13 protein-coding genes and 1 pseudogene are annotated in these 18,211 nt (G+C 73.5%); 8 read left to right on the top strand and 6 right to left on the bottom strand.

The window, feature by feature from the left end; translation table 11 throughout:
• The first annotated feature begins 386 nt into the window (after positions 1 to 386).
• Positions 387 to 1,313 (top strand): cyclase family protein, encoded by a 927-nt coding sequence (locus tag ACFHW0_RS30935; protein ID WP_416613161.1) that lies wholly within the window; start codon positions 387 to 389, stop codon positions 1,311 to 1,313.
• Positions 1,314 to 1,361: 48 nt separating this feature from the next.
• Positions 1,362 to 2,273, top strand: coding sequence for a DUF559 domain-containing protein (locus tag ACFHW0_RS30940; protein ID WP_416613162.1), 912 nt, complete (start codon positions 1,362 to 1,364; stop codon positions 2,271 to 2,273).
• A 202-nt stretch (positions 2,274 to 2,475) separates the two neighbouring features.
• Here ACFHW0_RS30940 and ACFHW0_RS30945 read toward each other — a convergent pair whose 3' ends face one another.
• Positions 2,476 to 3,516: a S66 family peptidase gene (locus ACFHW0_RS30945; RefSeq protein ID WP_416613163.1), complete on the bottom strand. Its 1,041-nt coding sequence runs from the start codon at positions 3,514 to 3,516 to the stop codon at positions 2,476 to 2,478.
• A gap of 114 nt (positions 3,517 to 3,630) precedes the next feature.
• Here ACFHW0_RS30945 and ACFHW0_RS30950 point away from each other — a divergent pair, with 114 nt between their 5' ends.
• Both ACFHW0_RS30950 and ppc read left to right on the top strand, forming a co-directional pair.
• The gene (locus ACFHW0_RS30950) at positions 3,631 to 4,287 is read left to right on the top strand and encodes a hypothetical protein (protein ID WP_416613164.1); all 657 of its coding nucleotides are present in this window, start codon (positions 3,631 to 3,633) and stop codon (positions 4,285 to 4,287) included.
• A 342-nt stretch (positions 4,288 to 4,629) separates the two neighbouring features.
• The gene (gene ppc / locus ACFHW0_RS30955) at positions 4,630 to 7,416 is read left to right on the top strand and encodes a phosphoenolpyruvate carboxylase (protein WP_416613165.1); all 2,787 of its coding nucleotides are present in this window, start codon (positions 4,630 to 4,632) and stop codon (positions 7,414 to 7,416) included.
• 96 nt (positions 7,417 to 7,512) lie between these two features.
• Here ppc and ACFHW0_RS30960 read toward each other — a convergent pair whose 3' ends face one another.
• Both ACFHW0_RS30960 and ACFHW0_RS30965 read right to left on the bottom strand, forming a co-directional pair.
• Positions 7,513 to 8,280: a hypothetical protein gene (locus ACFHW0_RS30960; RefSeq protein WP_416613166.1), complete on the bottom strand. Its 768-nt coding sequence runs from the start codon at positions 8,278 to 8,280 to the stop codon at positions 7,513 to 7,515.
• A gap of 163 nt (positions 8,281 to 8,443) precedes the next feature.
• Complete coding sequence (locus ACFHW0_RS30965) at positions 8,444 to 9,601, bottom strand: hypothetical protein (RefSeq protein WP_416613167.1); 1,158 nt, start codon at positions 9,599 to 9,601, stop codon at positions 8,444 to 8,446.
• A 186-nt stretch (positions 9,602 to 9,787) separates the two neighbouring features.
• Here ACFHW0_RS30965 and ACFHW0_RS30970 point away from each other — a divergent pair, with 186 nt between their 5' ends.
• Entirely contained in the window at positions 9,788 to 10,966 is a 1,179-nt protein-coding gene (locus ACFHW0_RS30970) for a DNA recombination protein RmuC (protein WP_416613168.1), read from the top strand.
• Positions 10,967 to 11,128: 162 nt separating this feature from the next.
• Positions 11,129 to 14,398 (top strand): S8 family serine peptidase, encoded by a 3,270-nt coding sequence (locus ACFHW0_RS30975; RefSeq protein ID WP_416613169.1) that lies wholly within the window; start codon positions 11,129 to 11,131, stop codon positions 14,396 to 14,398.
• A gap of 211 nt (positions 14,399 to 14,609) precedes the next feature.
• Here the strand turns inward: ACFHW0_RS30975 and ACFHW0_RS30980 are convergent, their stop codons facing one another.
• Together ACFHW0_RS30980 and ACFHW0_RS30985 are read right to left on the bottom strand one after the other, a co-directional pair.
• A complete protein-coding gene (locus ACFHW0_RS30980; RefSeq protein WP_416613170.1) occupies positions 14,610 to 15,056 on the bottom strand; it encodes a hypothetical protein in 447 nt (148 codons plus the stop codon).
• Between the two features lie 43 nt (positions 15,057 to 15,099).
• Positions 15,100 to 16,089: a 4-hydroxy-3-methylbut-2-enyl diphosphate reductase gene (locus tag ACFHW0_RS30985; protein ID WP_132233380.1), complete on the bottom strand. Its 990-nt coding sequence runs from the start codon at positions 16,087 to 16,089 to the stop codon at positions 15,100 to 15,102.
• 323 nt (positions 16,090 to 16,412) lie between these two features.
• Between ACFHW0_RS30985 and xseA the strand changes: the two genes are divergently transcribed.
• Together xseA and ACFHW0_RS30995 are read left to right on the top strand one after the other, a co-directional pair.
• Positions 16,413 to 17,633, top strand: coding sequence for an exodeoxyribonuclease VII large subunit (xseA, locus tag ACFHW0_RS30990; protein ID WP_416613171.1), 1,221 nt, complete (start codon positions 16,413 to 16,415; stop codon positions 17,631 to 17,633).
• Positions 17,634 to 17,669: 36 nt separating this feature from the next.
• Positions 17,670 to 17,882 (top strand): exodeoxyribonuclease VII small subunit, encoded by a 213-nt coding sequence (locus ACFHW0_RS30995; RefSeq protein WP_121396571.1) that lies wholly within the window; start codon positions 17,670 to 17,672, stop codon positions 17,880 to 17,882.
• 194 nt (positions 17,883 to 18,076) lie between these two features.
• Here ACFHW0_RS30995 and ACFHW0_RS31000 read toward each other — a convergent pair.
• Positions 18,077 to 18,211 (bottom strand): annotated as a pseudogene (locus ACFHW0_RS31000) (IS110 family transposase); the annotation flags it as partial.

An 18,211-nucleotide genomic window follows, 5' to 3' on the forward strand; every position in this document is an offset into this window, starting at 1 on the left:
GCCGTCAGGGCAGGTCAGGCCGTCAGGGCAGGTCAGGCCGTCAGGCCGGGTCAGGCCGTCAGGCCGGGTCAAGGCGTCGGGGCGGGGCGAGGATCGGGATTCTGAGCCGGCGGTCAACCGAGCATCGATGTTCAAGACCCCGGGCCACCCGGCGGCCGAAGATGGGACTCGTCAGCCGGGATCGAGCCGCCGGATCGGCGGTCGCGGGGTGCGCGGACCTGTTCGGGGAGGCCCGCAGCTCCACCCGGCTGCGACCTCGGCGACGGCGAGCCGCCGTCGCCGCCCTCCGGCGGTGCCGTACACCCCCCTGTACGGCACTCCGGTGGGCGCGGGCAGCCCGATCGAAGGATCTTGACGGGGACGGTCGGCCGTGATCGGCTGCGCTGATGGGCAACCAGTGGCGGGCACAGTTCGACGCGGAGGTCACCTTCGCCAACGGCGGCGGGCTGCGGACGGACGGGTTCCGTCTGGACATCTCCGGCCGCGACATCACCGACGACGAACTGGCGGCGCTGTTCGTCCGGCACCTCGGGCTGCTGATGGTGGCCGAGGTGCGGATCACCGGCCGGACGATCGTCGAGGAGCCGCACAAGGGCGGCCGGGGTGTGGGCGCCGGGGCCGGCGCGGACGACAGTTCCCGGCGACGGCTGGTCGAGCTGAGCCACGTGGTCACCGACGGCATGACGACCCTGCCGGGCTGGCCGGCGCCGCGGATCACCGAGTGGCTGACCCGGGAGGCGTCCCGGGCCAACTACGCCCCCGGCACCGAGTTCCAGGTGGGGCGGATCGACATGATCGCCAACACGGGCACGTACCTGGACACGCCCGCCCACCGCTTCGCCGGGGGCGCCGACCTCGCCGCCACCCCGCTGGACCGCCTCGCCGACCTGCCCGCCGTCGTGGTCCGGGTGCCGGCCGGCACCCGCGCGGTGGACCGGCTGTTGCTGGCGCCGTACGACGTCGTCGGGCACGCGGTGCTGCTGCACACGGGTTGGTCGACGCACTTCGGCACCGACCGGTACGGCGCGCCGGAGGCGCCCTACCTCACCGGGGACGGTGCCCGGGCCCTGGTCGACGCGGGCGCCGCCCTGGTCGGCATCGACTCGATCAACATCGACGACATGAGCCCGGCGGCTGCCGGCGAGCGGCCGGCGCACAGCGCCCTGCTGGCCGCCGGCATCCCGATCGTGGAACACCTGACCGGGCTCGACGCGCTGCCCCCGACCGGCTTCCGGTTCACGGCCGCCCCGCCGATGGTGGCCGGCATGGGCACCTTTCCCGTCCGCGCCTTCGCCGTGCTCGACGCCGCCTGATCGACCGCCGGGGCGGCGGGCGGCGGCCCGTGACGGCAAGCTGTCGGAATGCCACGGGCACCGCGCGTCCCCAGCGGGTTGGCGTTCCTCCCGTTCTCCGGCAGTCGGGCCGTCGCCGCCGGCCTGATCACGTGGCGGATGCTTCGTGGGCCGTCCTGGCGCCGGCTGCTGCCCGACGTCCATGTCCACGTCGATGGTTACCGTGAGAACGACCACCGGATGTGGTGCGACGCCGTTGCCCTGACCCTGCCGGCGGGGGCCGCCATCAGCGGTCTCAGCGCGGCCTTCCTGTGGGGCGTGGACCTCCTGCCACCCGCGAGCCCGGTCTTCGTCACGCTTCCGGGGGCGGCCCGCCGACGCTCCACTCAACGTGTGTCGGTCGACCAGAGGTCCCTCTCCGCCCGGGAGATCACCCGGTTCGCCGGCTTGCCGGTCACCACCGGCGTCCGCACGGCCTTCGACCTGGGGCGGCAACTGCCCCGGACGGACGCGCTGGTCGCGGTGGACGCGCTGCTGCATCGGCGGGTGGTCAAGCTCCCCGCGTTGGGCAGCTACCTGGACACGCGCAACGGCTGGCCCGGCACCGCCCAACTGCGTGAGGTGCTCACGCTGGCCGAGCCGCTGAGCGAGTCCCCGATGGAGACCAGGCTCCGGCTCGTCCTGCACGACGCCGGTCTGCCGCCCCTGACCGCGCAGCATGACGTGTATGGCGTCCAGGCACAGCGTGGACGAATCTTTCTCGGCCGCGTCGACCTCGCCTACCCCCGGTGGAAGATCGCCATCGAGTACGAGGGCGACCACCACCGGGAGCGCACCCACTTCCAGCGAGATGTGGCTCGGCTCAACGCCCTGCGCGCGGCGGGCTGGTTGGTGCTGCGCTTCACGGCGGACGACGTACTTCGGCACCCTGCCCGAGTTGTCCGCCTGGTCGCTGCCGCAATCCACGAACGCCACAACTGATCACGCCCCGGCCCAACGGTGATCAGGACGCCATGGACCCTAAAACGGCCGGGTTACGTCCATGGCGTCCTGATCACCGAGCCGCCCACGCGCGAAGGCGGCGAGGAGCGCGCGAGGCGCGCGGGCGAGGCGTGCGCGAGGAGGGGCAGCATGCCCGCGCGTCACCGCCCGGTGCAGGGGCGCTCGGGCGGGAGGGGGTCAGTCAGTAGCGGACCGAGATGCGTCGGGTTGTCGCGTCGATCCGGACCTCGCCGCCGTACGGGACGATCAGTTGCGGGTCGGTGTGGCCGAGGTCGACGTCGAAGACCACCACCGCGTCGGGGCGGTAGGCGGCGAGTGCCCGGGTGACCGCCTCCCGCTGCGCGTCCGCCCAGTCCCGCCGCTCGGCAGGGGTGTGCGGCCGGGTGAAGTCCCACGCCTTCGGCCGGCCGACGAGGACCGCCGGGAAGCCGGCGAGCAGTCCCCGCTCCCCCATGTTGCGCAGGATCCGGAACACCTCGGTGGCCGAGGGCAGTTCCTCGGAGGTCTCGACCATCAGCACCGACCCGGCCAGGTCCCGGGCCGGGGGAACCCGGTCGGCGGCGAGCAGCCAGTGCAGGATCTCCAGGTTGCCGCCCCAGGTGCGCCCCTCGACCACCGTCGACGGCCCCTGCCAGCGCCAGCCCTCGCCCGGGAGCATCTCCGGCTCGTCGGCCAGCGTCGCCGGGTCCCGCCAGTCGTTCGGCCGGTCGCCCCACTCCGTCGCGGGCGTGAGGTCGTACCAGCCGGAGGTGAACAGGGCCGCGCGCAGCGAGTCGAAGGTCAGCGGGTGCGGCCTGCCCGACCGGCCGAGGTGCACCAGCACCGACCCGCCGTGGTACGACACGACGCCCAGCCGGTACAGGTGGTTGAGGACGTTCGTGTTGTCGGAGTAGCCGAAGTACGGCTTCGGGTTGGCCCGCAGCACGTCGTCGTCCAGGTGCGGGGTGACCGTGATCAGGTCGTCCCCGCCCACCGTGGCGAGCACGGCGGTGATCGTCGGGTCGGCGAAGGCGGCGGTCAGGTCCCGGGCCCGGTCGCGCGGGTCGGCGCCGAGCACCCGGGTCGTCGGGTACTCCACCGGCTCCAGGCCGAACTCCTCGCGCAGGCGGCGCAGCCCCAGCTCGTACACGTGGGGGAAGAGGGCCGGCAGACCGGCGGAGGGCGAGACGACCGCGACCCGGTCTCCCGGTCGGGGCTTGGGGGGATAGCTCGGCGACGTCATGACCGGACGCTACCGACCGGCGGAAGCGGTTTTCCGCTGGTCCGACCCGCCGGGGCACTGGCGGACGGCCTCTAGGCTGACCCCGCCGAAGTTGATCGAGCATTCGGAGGCCGCGTGAGCACCCCCGCCGGACATCCGCCGCAGCCCTTCCACCACGGGCCGCCGTCCGGCGGCCCGTGGGGAGACCCCGTGCCGCCGCCGGTGACCAGGCGCATCCCGGAGGACCAGCCCTTCGTGGTACGGCCCAACGTCGCGAAGCGCGGCCTGCTGATGATGGGGGTGGCGCTGGTCCTCATCCTGCCGATCGCCTGCTGCGCCGGCCTCGGCATGGTGAACTCGGCCGACCCGCAGCTCCGCTCCCAGTCGGTCGTCGGCCTCCTCGCCGTGGTGGGGTGCCTGCTGGCCCTGGTCGCCCTGCCGCTGGGGATCCAGCTCTGGCTGATCGGTTCCGGCGGCCCGGTGCTGGCGCTCGGCCCGGCCGGGCTCTGGATCCGCACCCGACCCACGCGGGGCCAGGCGATCTGGTTGCCCTGGGAGGGCGTCGCGCAGATCTCCCGCCGACGGTGGAGCCTGGAGAAGATGCTGGTGGTCACGCCACGCGACGCGCGGGCGCTCGGGCACCTCGGCGCGTTCACGGCGCTGGACGGCGCGGCGCTGAACGCCTTCTACGGCTCCGGGCTGGTCGCCACGCTCAACTTCGCCGACCGGCCGGAGGCGGAAATCCTCGCGGCGGTCGCCCACTACAGCGCGGGCCGCTGCCAGCTCACCTGATCGACGGCGGCCCCGGCCGAGCCCACCGACCTGCTGAAGTCCGTCGTCTACTTCGATCGTCGGTCGACGGGCTGGCCGGTCGCCGGGCTCACCATCTGGACGGCGCTGGGCGTGGCGGGTGTGCTCAGCGCCACGCCGTTCCACGCCCGCCGCCGGGCCGCCCGCCGCACCGCACCCGCCCCCACCAGCCAAGACGTGCCCGGCGCCGGCTGAGACGCGAGGAAGGGCCACCCGCCGCACCGCGGGCGATTGCGAGGGTCCCCCTCCTTCCCGGCGGGGGACGCGGATACGATCCAGGGAGTCGGACAGCGCTGTCCTTCGTACTCGCGTAAGGAGCGCATCGTGACCGACCAGCACGACCACGACGGCCCCGACGCCGCCCTGCGGGCCGACATCCGCCGCCTCGGCACCCTGCTCGGGCAGACCCTCGCCCGACAGGAGGGCCGGCCGCTGCTCGACCTCGTCGAGGACATCCGCGCCCAGGTGCGCTCCGACGCGCCCACCGCCGCGCAGCGCCTCGCCGGGCTGGACGTCACCACCGGCACCAAGCTGGCCCGCGCCTTCTCCACCTACTTCCACCTCGCCAACATCACCGAGCAGGTGCACCGGGCCCGGGAGCTGCGGCGCCGCCGGGCGGTGCAGGGCGGCTGGCTGGACCAGGCGGCCAAGATGATCGCCGAGCGTGGGGTGCCGGCCGAGGAGATCGCCGCGGCGGCCCGGCGGCTGGCGGTACGGCCCGTCTTCACCGCCCACCCGACCGAGGCGGCCCGCCGGTCGATCCTGTCCAAGCTGCGCGCCATCGCCGACGAGCTGGACACCGAGACCGCGAACGCGATCCTCTACGGCGCCAGCGACGAGGGCCCCGCCAACCGCCGCCTCGCGGAACTGCTCGACCTGATGTGGCAGACCGACGAGCTGCGGCTGGACCGGCCGGACCCGACCGACGAGGCCCGCAACGCCATCTACTACCTGCGCGACCTGTACGCCGAGGCCGCCCCGCAGGTCCTCGACGACCTCGCCGACACGCTGCGCACCCTCGGCGTGGAGACCTCCCCGACCGCCCGGCCGTTGTCCTTCGGCACCTGGATCGGCGGCGACCGCGACGGCAACCCGTTCGTCACGCCGGCGGTGACCCGCGAGGTGCTGACGATCCAGCACGAGCACGGCATCGCGGCCACCGAGAAGGCGATGGACCACCTGATCGACGAGGTGTCGGTGTCCCGGCGGCTGCGCGGGGTGTCGCTCGACCTCTCCGCCAGCCTCGCCGCCGACCTGGACGCGCTGCCCGAGGTGGCGGCCCGGTTCCGCCGGGTCAACGCCGAGGAGCCCTACCGCCTCAAGGCCCGCTGCGTGAAGGCGAAGCTGGCGAACACCCGGCACCGGCTGCGCCAGGGCACCGCGCACGTGCCCGGGCGGGACTACCGTGGCTCCGCCGAGCTGGTCGCCGACCTGGAGTTGCTGCGCGCCTCGCTGGCCCGCAACGCCGGCCAGCTCACCGCCGTGGGCCGGCTCGCCTCGACCATCCGTACGGTCTCCGCGTTCGGGCTGCACCTGGCGACCATGGACGTCCGGGAGCATGCCGAGGCGCACCACGCGGTCCTCGCCCAGCTCTACGCGGCCGTCGGTGAGGTCTCCGACTACCCGTCGCTGAGCCGGCAGGAGCGGACGAAGCTGCTCGCCGACGAGCTGACCGGTCGCCGGCCGCTCTCCACGCTGGACACCCCGCTGACCGAGGCGACCCGCAAGACGTTCGACGTGTTCGGCACCATCCGCGAGGCGCAGGACCGGTTCGGCAACGAGGTCATCGAGTCGTACATCGTGTCGATGACGCTCGGGGTCGACGACGTGCTCGCCGCGGTGGTGCTGGCCCGCGAGGCCGGCCTGATCGACGTGCACAGCGGCCGGTCCCGGATCGGCTTCGTGCCGCTGCTGGAGACCCCGGCCGAGCTGAACACGGGCGGCGAACTGCTCGACGAGCTGCTCTCGCTGCCGGCGTACCGGGCCCTGGTGGCGGCGCGGGGCGACGTGCAGGAGGTGATGCTGGGCTACTCCGACTCCAACAAGGAGGCCGGCATCACCACCAGCCAGTGGTCCATCCACCGGGCCCAGCGCGCGCTGCGCGACGTCGCGGCGCGGCACGGCGTACACCTGCGGCTCTTCCACGGTCGCGGCGGCACCGTGGGTCGCGGCGGCGGGCCCACGCACGAGGCGATCCTGGCCCAGCCGTACGGCACCCTGGACGGCGCGATCAAGGTCACCGAGCAGGGCGAGGTCATCTCCGACAAGTACTCCCTGCCGTCGCTGGCGCGGGAGAACCTGGAGCTGACGCTGGCCGCGGTGCTCCAGGCCACCCTGCTGCACACCGCGCCCCGGCAGCCCGCCGAGATGCTGGAACGCTGGGACGCCACGATGGAGCTGGTCTCCGACTCGGCCTTCCGGTCGTACCGGTCGCTGGTCGAGGATCCGGACCTGCCGGCGTACTTCTGGGCGTCGACGCCGACGGAGCTGCTCGGCGCGCTGAACATCGGCTCCCGGCCGGCGAAGCGGCCGAACACCGGGGCCGGGCTCGCCGGGCTGCGCGCCATCCCGTGGGTGTTCGGCTGGACCCAGACCCGGCAGATCGTGCCCGGCTGGTTCGGGGTCGGCTCCGGCCTGGCCGCTGCCCGCGAGGCGGGGCTGGAGGACGTGCTGGCCGAGATGCACCGCAACTGGCACTTCTTCCGCACGTTCCTGTCGAACGTCGAGATGATGCTCACCAAGACCGACCTGAGCATCGCCCGCCGCTACGTCGAGACGCTGGTGCCGAAGAAGCTGCACCCCATCTTCCACAAGATCGAGCAGGAGTACGAGCTGACCAAGCGGGAGGTGCTGGCGGTGACCTCCTCGCCGGCCCTGCTGGAGAACTCCCCGGTGCTCCAGCGCACCCTGGCCGTCCGCGACACGTACCTGGAGCCGCTGCACCACCTCCAGGTGGCGCTGCTGCGCCAGTACCGGGAGTCCGGGGCGGCGGGCCGGGCGGTGGCCACCGCGCCGGGCGGCCGGCGGGCACCGAGCGACGGTACGGCGCTGGAGCGGGCGCTGCTGACCACGGTCAACGGGATCGCCGCGGGCATGCGCAACACGGGCTGAGGATACGTAAGGGCCCTTCCCGGCGCTTCCTGCACGGGAAGGGGCCCTTACGGACACCACCGGCGAACCCGGCCGGCACGGTCGTCGACGCCGGCCCTACCAGTCACCGCCGCCGAAATCGCCACCGCCGAAATCTCCGCCACCGAAGTCGCCACCGCCGAAGCCGCCCATGTCGCCGCCAACCTCACCGCCCTGCTCGCCGTAGCCGGTGGCGTCTCCGAAGCCCTCCTGGTAGCCGGCCTCGTAGCCGTACCCGGGATCGGCGAAGCCGGGAGAGAAGAGCGCGTCGGCGATCAGCACACCGCCGAGGACGCCCGCGCCGGCGCCCAGCGCGGTCTTCCACCACGGGGTGGAGTACCAGCCCGCCGGCACCGGCCGGCCCTGGTAGCGCCCGCCCGGGTAGTAGTAGGGGGTGTCGCGGCCGGGCTGCGGGCCGGCCTTGAAGGTCTGCCCCTGCACGTCGACCTGACGCTCCCGGGTGAGCTGCCCGGCGCCCTGCGCGGCGGCCAGCGGGGGCAGCTCGGGGCCGGGATCGATGCCGAGCGCCACCCGGGCCGCCCGGGCGTAGGTCAGCCCCTCCAGCGCGGTCTCCCGGGCCAGGCGGTACTGCTCGACGCTCCGGGCCTGCTCCAGCTGGCTGCCGGCCGCGTTGTAACGCTCCCCGGCGTCGACCAGCGCCTGGCGCACGGCCGGGTGGTCGCCGTGCAGGTTCATCACCTGGCCGCCGAGCCGCTCGTACCAGCGCTGGGCATCGGCCCGCACGTCGGCCAGGCGCCGGGCCTCCCGGGCGGCGCTCTCCCGGCGCCACCAGACGACCGCAACCACCAGCAGCACCACGAGGATGAGCAGCGGCAGATATCTCATGTCTGCGACGTTACCCAGGCCAGGCCAGCGCCACGCCTCCGATGGACGCAGCGCGGCGGCGGCGATCGGAGGTCAGGCCGGGACGGGTGGGGCGGGACCGGGGCACGCCCGGCGGGACCAGCGGCAGCCCGGCGGGGCTCGGGTGGGGCGGCCTCCGGCCGGGCTAGCGTCGCCGGCCGAGGTCCCACACGACGGCGTGCACATCGCCGCCCGTGGGGGCCAGGTGGCCGGCGACGAGCCCCCGGTCGTTGACGAAGCCCACCCGGCCGCCGGAGGGGCCGAGATCCAGCGGGCCGAGGTCGACGCTGCGACCCCGCGCCCAGGCCACGCCGTGTTTCGCGCCGCCGGCGACCGTCGCCTCACCGACCACGGTGCCGGCGTCGTTGATCGCCGTGGCCTGGCTGTACGAGCCGCCGAGGGTGCCCAGATCGGTGACGACGCCGTGGTGCCACCGCACGGCGCGCAGGTCCGTCGGGGTCTGCGCGCTACCGGCGACCTGCCCGCGCCCGTTGATGCCCACCGGGTAGCTGTCGGTGCCGCCGAGGGTGCCGAGGTCCGTGAAGACACCGTCGTACCACAGGAAGGCGTGCCATCCGGAGCCGTCGACCCGCATGGTGCCGACCACCTGGCCCCGGTCGTTGATGCCGGTGGCCATGCTGGTCGCACTGGCCGGCGGCGTCAGCCGCACCAGCCTGCCGTCGCGCCACAGCGCCGCCTCGGTGGAGGTCCCGTCCGCGCTGTCGGTGAAACCGACGATGTCACCGCGGTCGTTGATCGCCGCCGCGAGGGTGTCGCCACCGCGACCGGGCAGGTCGGCGCTGATCCCGTTCCGCCAGCGGAACGCCTGGCCGTACTGGCCGCTGTCGTCGGTGTATCTCGTGCCGATCACCTCGCCTCGGTCGTTGATTCCGACGGCCGAGGACGGCCCGTGGACGGCGGAGAGGTCGGTCATGACGCCGTCGCGCCACCGGAACGGCCTGGTCCGCCCGTCGGTCAGGACGGTGGTGCCGACCACCACGCCCCGCTCGTTGACGGCGGCCCCGTGGCTGTCCGTGCCCAGCGTGCCGAGGTCGGTCAGGCTCCCGTTCCGCCACACGAACGCGTGGATGCGGCCGTCGGCGGTCTGGCTGTTGCCGAGGACCAGCCCGGAGTCGGTCAGCCCGACGGGGACGCTCCAGTCGCCGCCCAGCGTGCCGAGGTCCCGCCAGCCGACGGCGCCGCCGGGCGGCGCGGCGACCGCCGCGCCCGGCGCGACGAGGCCGGCGAGGAGCACACCCGCCGCCGCGACGAGTGTCCGTACGGGACGCAGCCGACCGGTCATGCCGTCTCCCTCCGAGGCCCTGTCGTCACTCTGCGCCATGCCCCCGGTTCCTGTCTGCCCCGCAGCGGCCCCACCTCGTCACGCTGCTCGGCACGATCGGCCACAACGTCCATCCGCGACAAAGGCGGCGGGTACGGCGAGAGCGGCACGGCGGCGCGCGGCGTGCCGGTCTGGCAAGCTCCGGGGGTGGACTTCTCGACGCTGGCCGTGGTGATCGTCTGCCTCGCCGCCGGGGGCGCGGCGGGCTGGTACGCCGCCCGGAACCGCTCGGCGACCGAAATCGCCCGGCTGGACGCCACCCTGCGGGCCACCCGGGAGGGCGAGGGGCGGCTCGAACAGTCCATGCGGGCGCTGAGCTACGAGGCCACGGCGCAGTCCCAGGAGGCGGTGGCCCGCGCCGTCGCCCCGCTGCACGACACGCTGCGCCGCTACGAGCAGCGGGTCGCCGAGTTGGAGCACGACCGGGTCGACGCGTACGCCGAACTGCGCGAGCAGGTCCGGGCGATGAGCACGGTGTCGGGCGAGCTGCGCACCGAGACGAAGCAGCTGGTGGCGGCCCTACGCGCACCCCAGGTGCGGGGCCGCTGGGGCGAGCACCAGTTGCGCCGGATCGTCGAGGCGGCCGGCATGCTGGAGCACTGCGACTTCTCCGAGCAGGTCACCGCCGCCACCGACCACCAGGGGGTCCGTCCCGACCTGGTGGTCCGGCTGCACGGCGGCCGGTCGGTGGTGGTGGACGCCAAGGCGCCGTTCGACGCCTACCTGACGGCGATGGAGGCCCGCGACGAGCGGGGCCGCGACACGCACCTCGACGCGCACGCGAAGCACCTGCGCGGGCACGTCGACGCGCTGGCCGCCAAGACCTACTGGGCCGCGTTCGACAGCACGCCGGAGTTCGTGGTGCTCTTCGTGCCGGCCGACCCGTTCCTCGACGTCGCGCTGCAACGCGACCCGACGCTGCTGGAGCACGCGTTCGCCCGCAACGTGGTGCTGGCGACCCCGGCCACCCTGGTCGCGCTGCTGCGTACGGTCGCCTACTCGTGGCGGCAGGAGGCGCTGGCGCGCAACGCGGTCGCGGTGCACTCGCTGGCCCGGGAGCTCTACGGGCGACTGTCGACCCTGGGCGAGCACGTCGGCAAGCTCGGCTCGTCGCTCGGCGGCGCGGTGACCGCGTACAACCGGGCCGTGGGGTCGCTGGAGGCGCGCGTGCTGGTCAGCGCCCGCAAGCTCGCCGAGCTGGGGGTCTCGGACCAGGAGCTGGCCGCGCCCGCCCAGATCGAGCTGGCGCCCCGTCAGCCGCAGGCCCCGGAGCTGCTGGAAAACGCCGATGCCGGCCCGCCGACCGGACGGTCGACACTGGACTGACGACCGATACCTATCACCGCCGATGTGACAATGGACGACCACCCATGTCACGAAGTGGTCACAACGAACTCGGTGGTAGTGACAGTGACCAGCGGCAGCGCGAAGGATTCGCCTCACGCGTGCCCTGCATCTGAGGGCCCTGTTCTCTGGAGGAAAGAGAACGTGAGCAAACCCCGAAACCTGAGCCGGCGGACATCCGCCGCGCTCTTCGCGTCGGTCGTGGCGGCCAGCGCCGTGACCGTGGCTGGCGGTGCCGCCACGGCGAGCGCCGCGCCCACCGCCGCACCCGACGCGTCCCAGGCCACCCCGGTGGAGGCTCTGGGCTCGCACGACGCCAAGCTGCTCGCCGAGGCGGAGGCGAAGAAGGCCCCGACCGTCACGCTGATCGTGGCCACCAAGAAGGGCGAGGCGAAGGACGTCGCCGCCGACCTCAAGAACCTCGGCGCCGCCGTCACCGAGCGGTACGACAGCATCGGCTACGTCCTGGCCAAGGTCCCCACCGCCAAGGTGGTCAAGGCGGCCACGCTGCCCGGCGTCTCCGCCGTCGACCTGGACGAGACCATCCAGCTGCCCGACCCGACGCCCGAGGTCGCCCCCTCAGGCAAGAAGGCGGCGAAGCAGGCGGCGACGCTGCCCGGCCCGGGGGCCGACACCCCGGCCGCCAACCCCTACATGCCGACGAACGAGATCGGTGCCGTCGACTTCGTGGCGAAGAACCCCCAGTGGGACGGCCGCGGCGTCACGATCGGCATCATGGACTCCGGTGTGGACCTCGGCCACCCGGCGCTGCAGAAGACCACCACCGGCGAGCGGAAGATCGTCGACTGGGTCACCGCGACGGACCCGTTCGAGGACGCCACCTGGCGCCCGATGCTCACCGAGGTGACCGGTCCGACGTTCACCTCCGGCGGGGCGACCTGGACGGCCCCGGCGGGCACCTACCGGTTCAACCGCTTCAGCGAGTCGATCACGGCCGCCAGCGACCCGGCCGGTGACGTCAACCGCGACGGCGACCGGACCGACACGTTCGGCATCCTCTACGACCCGGCGACCCACAACATCTGGGTGGACGCCAACCAGAACAACAACTTCACCGACGACGCCGTGATGCGGCCGTACAAGGAGAAGTTCGACGTCGGCTACTTCGGTACCGACAACCCGGCCACCCCGGTGGCCGAGCGGATCCCGTTCGTCGTCGAGTACCGCGAGGACGTGGACACCGCCCCCATCGGCGGTCCCGGCCTGGTGGACTACGTCAACATCGGCATCGTCGAGAGCACCCACGGCACCCACGTCGCCGGCATCACCGCCGCCAACGACATGCTCGGCAACGGCGCCTTCGACGGTGCCGCGCCCGGTGCCAAGCTCGTCTCGGCCCGCGCCTGCTCCTGGGGCGGCGGCTGCACGTACGCCGCCCTCACCACCGGCATGGCCGACCTGGTGATCAACCGCAAGGTCGACGTGGTCAACATGTCGATCGGCGGCCTGCCGGCGCTGAACGACGGCAACAACGCCCGCGCCGAGCTCTACAACAACCTGATCACCACCTACGGCGTGCAGATGTTCATCTCGGCCGGCAACTCCGGCCCGGGCCTGAACACCATCGGCGACCCGTCGGTGGCGGCCAACGTGGTCAGCGTCGCGGCGAGCATCAGCAAGGACACCTGGCTGGCCAACTACGGCTCCGCGGTGAAGACGAAGAACGCGCTGTTCAACTTCTCCTCCCGTGGCCCGCGTGAGGACGGCGGCGTCAAGCCGAACATCGCCGCCCCCGGCTCGGCCATCTCCACCGCCCCGACCTGGCAGCTCGGCAACCCGGTCCCCGAGGCCGGCTACGCGCTGCCCCCGGGCTACGCGATGCTGAACGGCACCTCGATGGCCTCCCCGCAGGCCGCCGGCGCCGCCGCGCTGCTGCTGTCGGCCGCCAAGGCGACCGACAAGGGCGTCACCCCGGCCGCGCTGCGCCGGGCGATCTACAGCTCGGCCAAGCCGATCAAGGACGTCCCGACGTACGGCCAGGGCTACGGCATGTTCAACGTGCCGGGCGCGTGGAAGCTGCTGCGCAAGGGCGTGGAGACGCGCTCCTACACCTCCGAGGCCCCGGTCTGCACCGTCCTGTCCGGTCAGCTGGGCACCCCGAACCGGGGCACCGGCCTCTACAACCGGTGCGCCTCCACCGACGGTGGGCAGCGGATCGGCCAGTCGAAGAGCTACCAGGTCAAGGTCACCCGCACCAGCGGGCCGGCCGGCACCGTGAAGCACAACCTGGGTCTGCGCGGCAACGACGGCACCTTCACGGCGCCGAAGACCGTCTCGCTCCCGCTGAACAAGACCGTCACCGTCTCGGTCACCGCCAAGCCCGCCACCGCCGGCGCGCACGGCGCGATCATGACGATCGACGACCCGGCCACCTCGGTGATCGACTTCGAGGTCTCCACCGTCGTCGTCGCCTCGAACGACGTGAAGAAGCCGAACTTCTCCTTCTCGGCCGAGGGCTCGGTCGACCGGAACGGCTTCACCTCGTACTTCGTGACGGTTCCGCCGGGCACGGGCGCCCTCCAGGTGAACCTCTCCGGCATCGCCACCGGTTCGCAGACCCGGTTCATCGCCTTCAACCCGTACGGCGTCCCGGTGGAGAGCACCTCCAGCCTCGCCTGCTACACCAACTTCTCCGACGCGAACGCCTGCAAGCCCCAGGAGCGCGACTACCAGAACCCGATCGCCGGGGTCTGGGAGATCGAGGTGGAGTCCCGTCGGACCTCGCCGTCGCTGAACAACCCGTTCCAGCTCACGGCGCGGGTGCAGGGTGTCGCGGTCGAGCCGGCCGTGGTCGAGCTGCCGTCGGTCACCGCCGGTGCGGCGACCCCGGTGACCTGGTCGCTGACCAACACCTTCGGCCCGGTCGCGGTGACCGGCCAGGGCGGCCCGCTGTCCAGCGTCCACGCTGAGCGGCCGACCATCGCCGAGGGCGCGTCGCAGGAGTACACCGTGGAGGTGCCGGCGGGCGCGACCCGCTTCACCGCCCGGATCGGCAACCCGGCCAGCGCCGCGGCCGACCTCGACCTCTACGTCTTCCGCGGCACCGCGGAGGTCGGTCGGGCCGCCGACGGCGACTCCGAGGAGGCCGTGACCATCAACAACCCGCCGGCGGGCACCTACCGGGTGGTCGTCGAGGGTTACGCGGTGGACGGGGCCGGTGGCAGCACCGCCTACGACTACCGGGACTCGTTCTCCGCGGCGGCGCTGGGCAACCTCTCGGCGCCCGCCACCCCGCTCAACCTGGCCCACGGCGCCACCGCCACCCTCACCGGTACGGTGACCGCCCAGTCCACCCCGGTCGCCGGTCGGGCGCTCTTCGGTGAGCTGTCCGTGGTGACCACCGAGGGCGCGGTCGTCGGCCGCGGTGCCGTCTCCATCGGCACCGTGAACTGACCCGTCCCGCACCGGAACACCGGAGCCCGTCCCCACCCGGGGGCGGGCTCCGCCCGTTCCGGGCGGGGGCGGGCTCCGCCCGTTCCGGGCGGCTTCCGTCGCGAGCACGGGTCCGGGACGTCCCGCGACGGACGGGCTCGGGACGTCCCGCGAGGCAGGCACTCGGGGTGTCCCCACGCGGCAGCGAGCAGCCGGGATCCGGCCTCTCCCGTCAGCCGCGGCGGGCGGTCTCGACCAGGAAGGGCGTGCCCTGCTGGCAGGTCGTGAGCAGGTCGCGCTGGACCCGGCCGGTGACCGTGACCTTCGCGCCCGCCTTCAGCAGGTCGCGCGGGCCGCCGATCAGCAGGTAGTTGTCGAGCAGCAGGCAGTTGGGCTCCACCCCGGAGGTGACGGTCCCGGTCAGGGTGGTGCCGCCGGCCGGCGGCGTCTTCGTCGGCCCGCCGGTGGGCCTCGTGGGCAGCGGCAGGGCCGGCCCCGTCGGGTCCACCGGGTCGCCGGGGGTCGGCGGGATGCTCGGGTCAGGGCTGGGCGGGCTGGTCACCGGCTGCGCTCCCGTCGGGGTCGGGGTGGGGGTGTCGCCGGTACCGTCCTGCCCGCCGCAGGCGCTCAGCGCCACGCAGACGGCCAGCGCGGAGACGGCGAGCCGAAGAGTCCTCATACCCGAGTCTGACGCAGCGGGGCCGCGTGCCGTTCCCCGCCGGTCAGCCGCGGGCCGCGGCGGCGGCCTTCATGTCCCGCTTGAGCTCCTGCGGCAGCGAGAAGGTCAACCGCTCGTTGGCGGTCACCACCTCGTCGACGTCGGTGAAGCCACGCGCGGCGAGGTGGGCGAGCACCTCCTGGACGAGCTGGTCGGGAACGCTGGCACCCGAGGTCAGGCCGACCGTACGCGCCCCCTCCAGCCACGCGTCGTCGATCTCGTGCGCGAAGTCGACGAGGTGACCGGCGCGCGCCCCGGCGTCCAGGGCGACCTCGACGAGGCGTACGGAGTTGGAGGAGTTGGCCGAGCCGACGACGATCATCACGTCGCACTCGGGCGCGATCTCCTTGACCACGTGCTGCCGGTTGGAGGTGGCGTAGCAGATGTCGTCGCTGGGCGGCGACTGGAGCATCGGCAGCCGCTTCTTGAGCCGGGCCACCGTCTCCAGCGTCTCGTCGACCGAGAGGGTGGTCTGGGAGAGCCAGACGACCTTGTTCGGGTCGCGGACGGTGATCCGGTCGGCGTCCTCCGGGCCGTCCACGAGCTGGATGTGCTCGGGGGCCTCGCCGGAGGTGCCGATGACCTCCTCGTGCCCCTCGTGGCCGATCAGCAGGATGTCGTAGTCCTCGGCGGCGAACCGCTTCGCCTCCTGGTGCACCTTGGTGACCAGCGGGCAGGTCGCGTCGATCGCCCGCAGCGAACGGGTCCGGGCCTGCTCGTAGACCTCCGGGGCCACCCCGTGCGCGGAGAAGATGACGGTGGCGCCCTCCGGCACCTCCTCGTTCTCCTCCACGAAGATCGCGCCCTGGGCCTCCAGGGTCTGCACGACGTGCTTGTTGTGCACGATCTGCTTGCGTACGTAGATCGGGGCGCCGTAGAGCTTGAGTGCCTCCTCCACGGTCTGCACCGCGCGGTCCACGCCCGCGCAGTAGCCGCGGGGCTTGGCCAGGATCACGCGCTTGCCGGTCCGGGACGTCACTTCAGCCTGAGTCACCCGCCCATCGTACGTGCCGCTCCCGAGGGCGACACGGGACGCGACCGCCACCACGGCGCCGGCCGTGGCCTGCCGGAACGGGCGCACCGGCAGCGCGCGCGGCCACCGGCCACCCTCGGGAAGGCCCTTTCCGGCACGGACGCGCCCAGGGTGATCCTGATCCCACCATGCCATCGCGTGGGCCCCGCCATGCCGGCCCGACCGCCCGCCGTCACCGCGCCGGTGCTGACCGTGCGCCGCCCGCCCGCCGAGCCGCGCCCGCCGGATCGGTTACGCCGAGTCGCTCGCGCGGGGCTGTCCGGGGCGGGCCGTAGGGTGGGCGGGTGAGCACAGGCGAGGTGGGGCGGAGCACGTCCGAGGAGCCGTGGCCGGTCCGGGTGGTCAGCCAGAAGGTCGGCGCCTGGATCGCCCGGCTGGGCTGGGTGTGGGTGGACGGGCAGGTGGCGCAGATCAGCCGCCGGCCGGGCGCCAGCACCGTCTTCCTCACGCTGCGGGACCCGTCGGCCGACCTGAGCCTGACGGTCACCACCAACCGGGACGTGCTGGACGTCGGCGCGCCTGAGCTGCGCGAGGGCGCCCGGGTGGTGCTGCACGCCAAGCCGGAGTTCTACGCCGCCCGGGGCACGCTGAGCCTGCGCGCCGACGAGATCCGGCAGGTCGGCCTCGGCGAGCTGCTGGCCCGGCTGGAGAAGCTCAAGAAGCTGCTCGCGGCCGAGGGGCTGTTCGACCGGGCCCGCAAGCGCCGGCCGCCGTTCCTGCCCAACCGGGTCGGGCTGATCACGGGCCGCGCCTCGGCCGCCGAGCGGGACGTGCTGACCAACGCCCGCCGGCGCTGGGCGGCGGTGGAGTTCCGCACGGTCAACGTGGCCGTGCAGGGGCCGAGTGCCGTCCCGCAGATCGTCGACGCGCTCAAGGTGCTGGACGCCGACCCGACCGTCGACGTGATCGTCATCGCCCGCGGCGGGGGCGGCATCGAGGACCTGCTGCCCTTCTCCGACGAGGCGCTCTGCCGGGCCGTCTTCGCCTGCCGCACGCCGGTGGTCAGCGCGATCGGCCACGAGACCGACGCGCCGCTTGTCGACTACGTCGCCGACGTACGGGCGTCGACGCCGACCGACGCCGCCAAGCGCGTGGTTCCGGACCTCACCGAGGAGGTGCGCGTCATCCGGCAGGCCCGGCACCGCCTCGAACGCGCGGTGCGCAACCTGGTGGACCGCGAGTCGCACCGGCTCGACGGCCTGCGCTCCCGACCGGTGCTGGCCCGCCCGCAGGTGATGGTCGACCAGCGGCTCGCCGACCTGACCGGGCTGCGCCAGCGGGCCGGGCGCTGCCTGGACCACCGGCTCGCCGCCGCCGACGACGACCTGCGGCACACCCTGGCCCGGCTGCGCGCCCTCTCCCCCGCCGCCACCCTCGACCGGGGCTACGCGATCGTCCAGCGCGCCGACGGCCACGTCGTGCGCGCGGCGTCCGAGGTCGGCAAGGGCGACGCGCTCCGGGTACGCCTCGCCGACGGCGAGCTGGCCGCGACGGTCGACGGCTGAGCGGGGACGGGATCACGATGTGGTGGGATGGCAGCGATGACTGACGAGAAGAAGGACGAACGGCTCAGCTACGAGCAGGCCCGCGCCGAGCTGGCGTCGGTGGTCGAGCGGCTGGAGACCGGCGGTACGACGCTGGAGGAGTCACTGGCGCTCTGGGAGCGCGGCGAGAAGCTCGCCGACACCTGCCAGCGCTGGCTCGACGGCGCCCGCGCCCGCATCGACGCCGCCCGCCAGGACCCCGCCTCCTGACCACGGCCCCGGCCCCTGGCCCACCCCCGCAGCCCCCGCCCCCGCACGTCGCTCCCGCGCGTCGATCATGGAGTTGTGGTGGGCGATACAGGGCACTTTGCGCCTTGCGTCACCCACCACAACTGCATGATCGACGGGGCGGGGAGGCGGGGGGGCGGGGCGGGGCGGGGCGGGGGGTGTCCCTATGGGTTTCGTCAAGCGGGGACCGGACTGGTGGGGCGTGGCTGGTAGGGGATCTTGTCGCGGAGCATGGCGAACAGGACGTCGCAGCGGCGTCGGGCGAGGCAGATGAGGGCGGCGTTGTGGCGTTTGCCTTCGGCTCTTTTGCG

Origin of the sequence: Micromonospora sp. LOL_025 (genome assembly GCF_048060285.1) — a bacterium.
Lineage (GTDB): Bacteria > Actinomycetota > Actinomycetes > Mycobacteriales > Micromonosporaceae > Micromonospora.

What these genes read in the sequence shown, in the direction of transcription:
- ACFHW0_RS30935 (WP_416613161.1), top strand. Translation starts at nt 387, where the DNA reads ATGGGCAACCAGTGGCGGGCACAGTTCGACGCGGAGGTCACCTTCGCC.
- ACFHW0_RS30940 (WP_416613162.1), top strand. Translation starts at nt 1,362, where the DNA reads ATGCCACGGGCACCGCGCGTCCCCAGCGGGTTGGCGTTCCTCCCGTTC.
- ACFHW0_RS30945 (WP_416613163.1), bottom strand. Translation starts at nt 3,516, where the DNA reads ATGACGTCGCCGAGCTATCCCCCCAAGCCCCGACCGGGAGACCGGGTC.
- ACFHW0_RS30960 (WP_416613166.1), bottom strand. Translation starts at nt 8,280, where the DNA reads ATGAGATATCTGCCGCTGCTCATCCTCGTGGTGCTGCTGGTGGTTGCG.
- ACFHW0_RS30965 (WP_416613167.1), bottom strand. Translation starts at nt 9,601, where the DNA reads ATGACCGGTCGGCTGCGTCCCGTACGGACACTCGTCGCGGCGGCGGGT.
- ACFHW0_RS30980 (WP_416613170.1), bottom strand. Translation starts at nt 15,056, where the DNA reads ATGAGGACTCTTCGGCTCGCCGTCTCCGCGCTGGCCGTCTGCGTGGCG.
- ACFHW0_RS30995 (WP_121396571.1), top strand. Translation starts at nt 17,670, where the DNA reads ATGACTGACGAGAAGAAGGACGAACGGCTCAGCTACGAGCAGGCCCGC.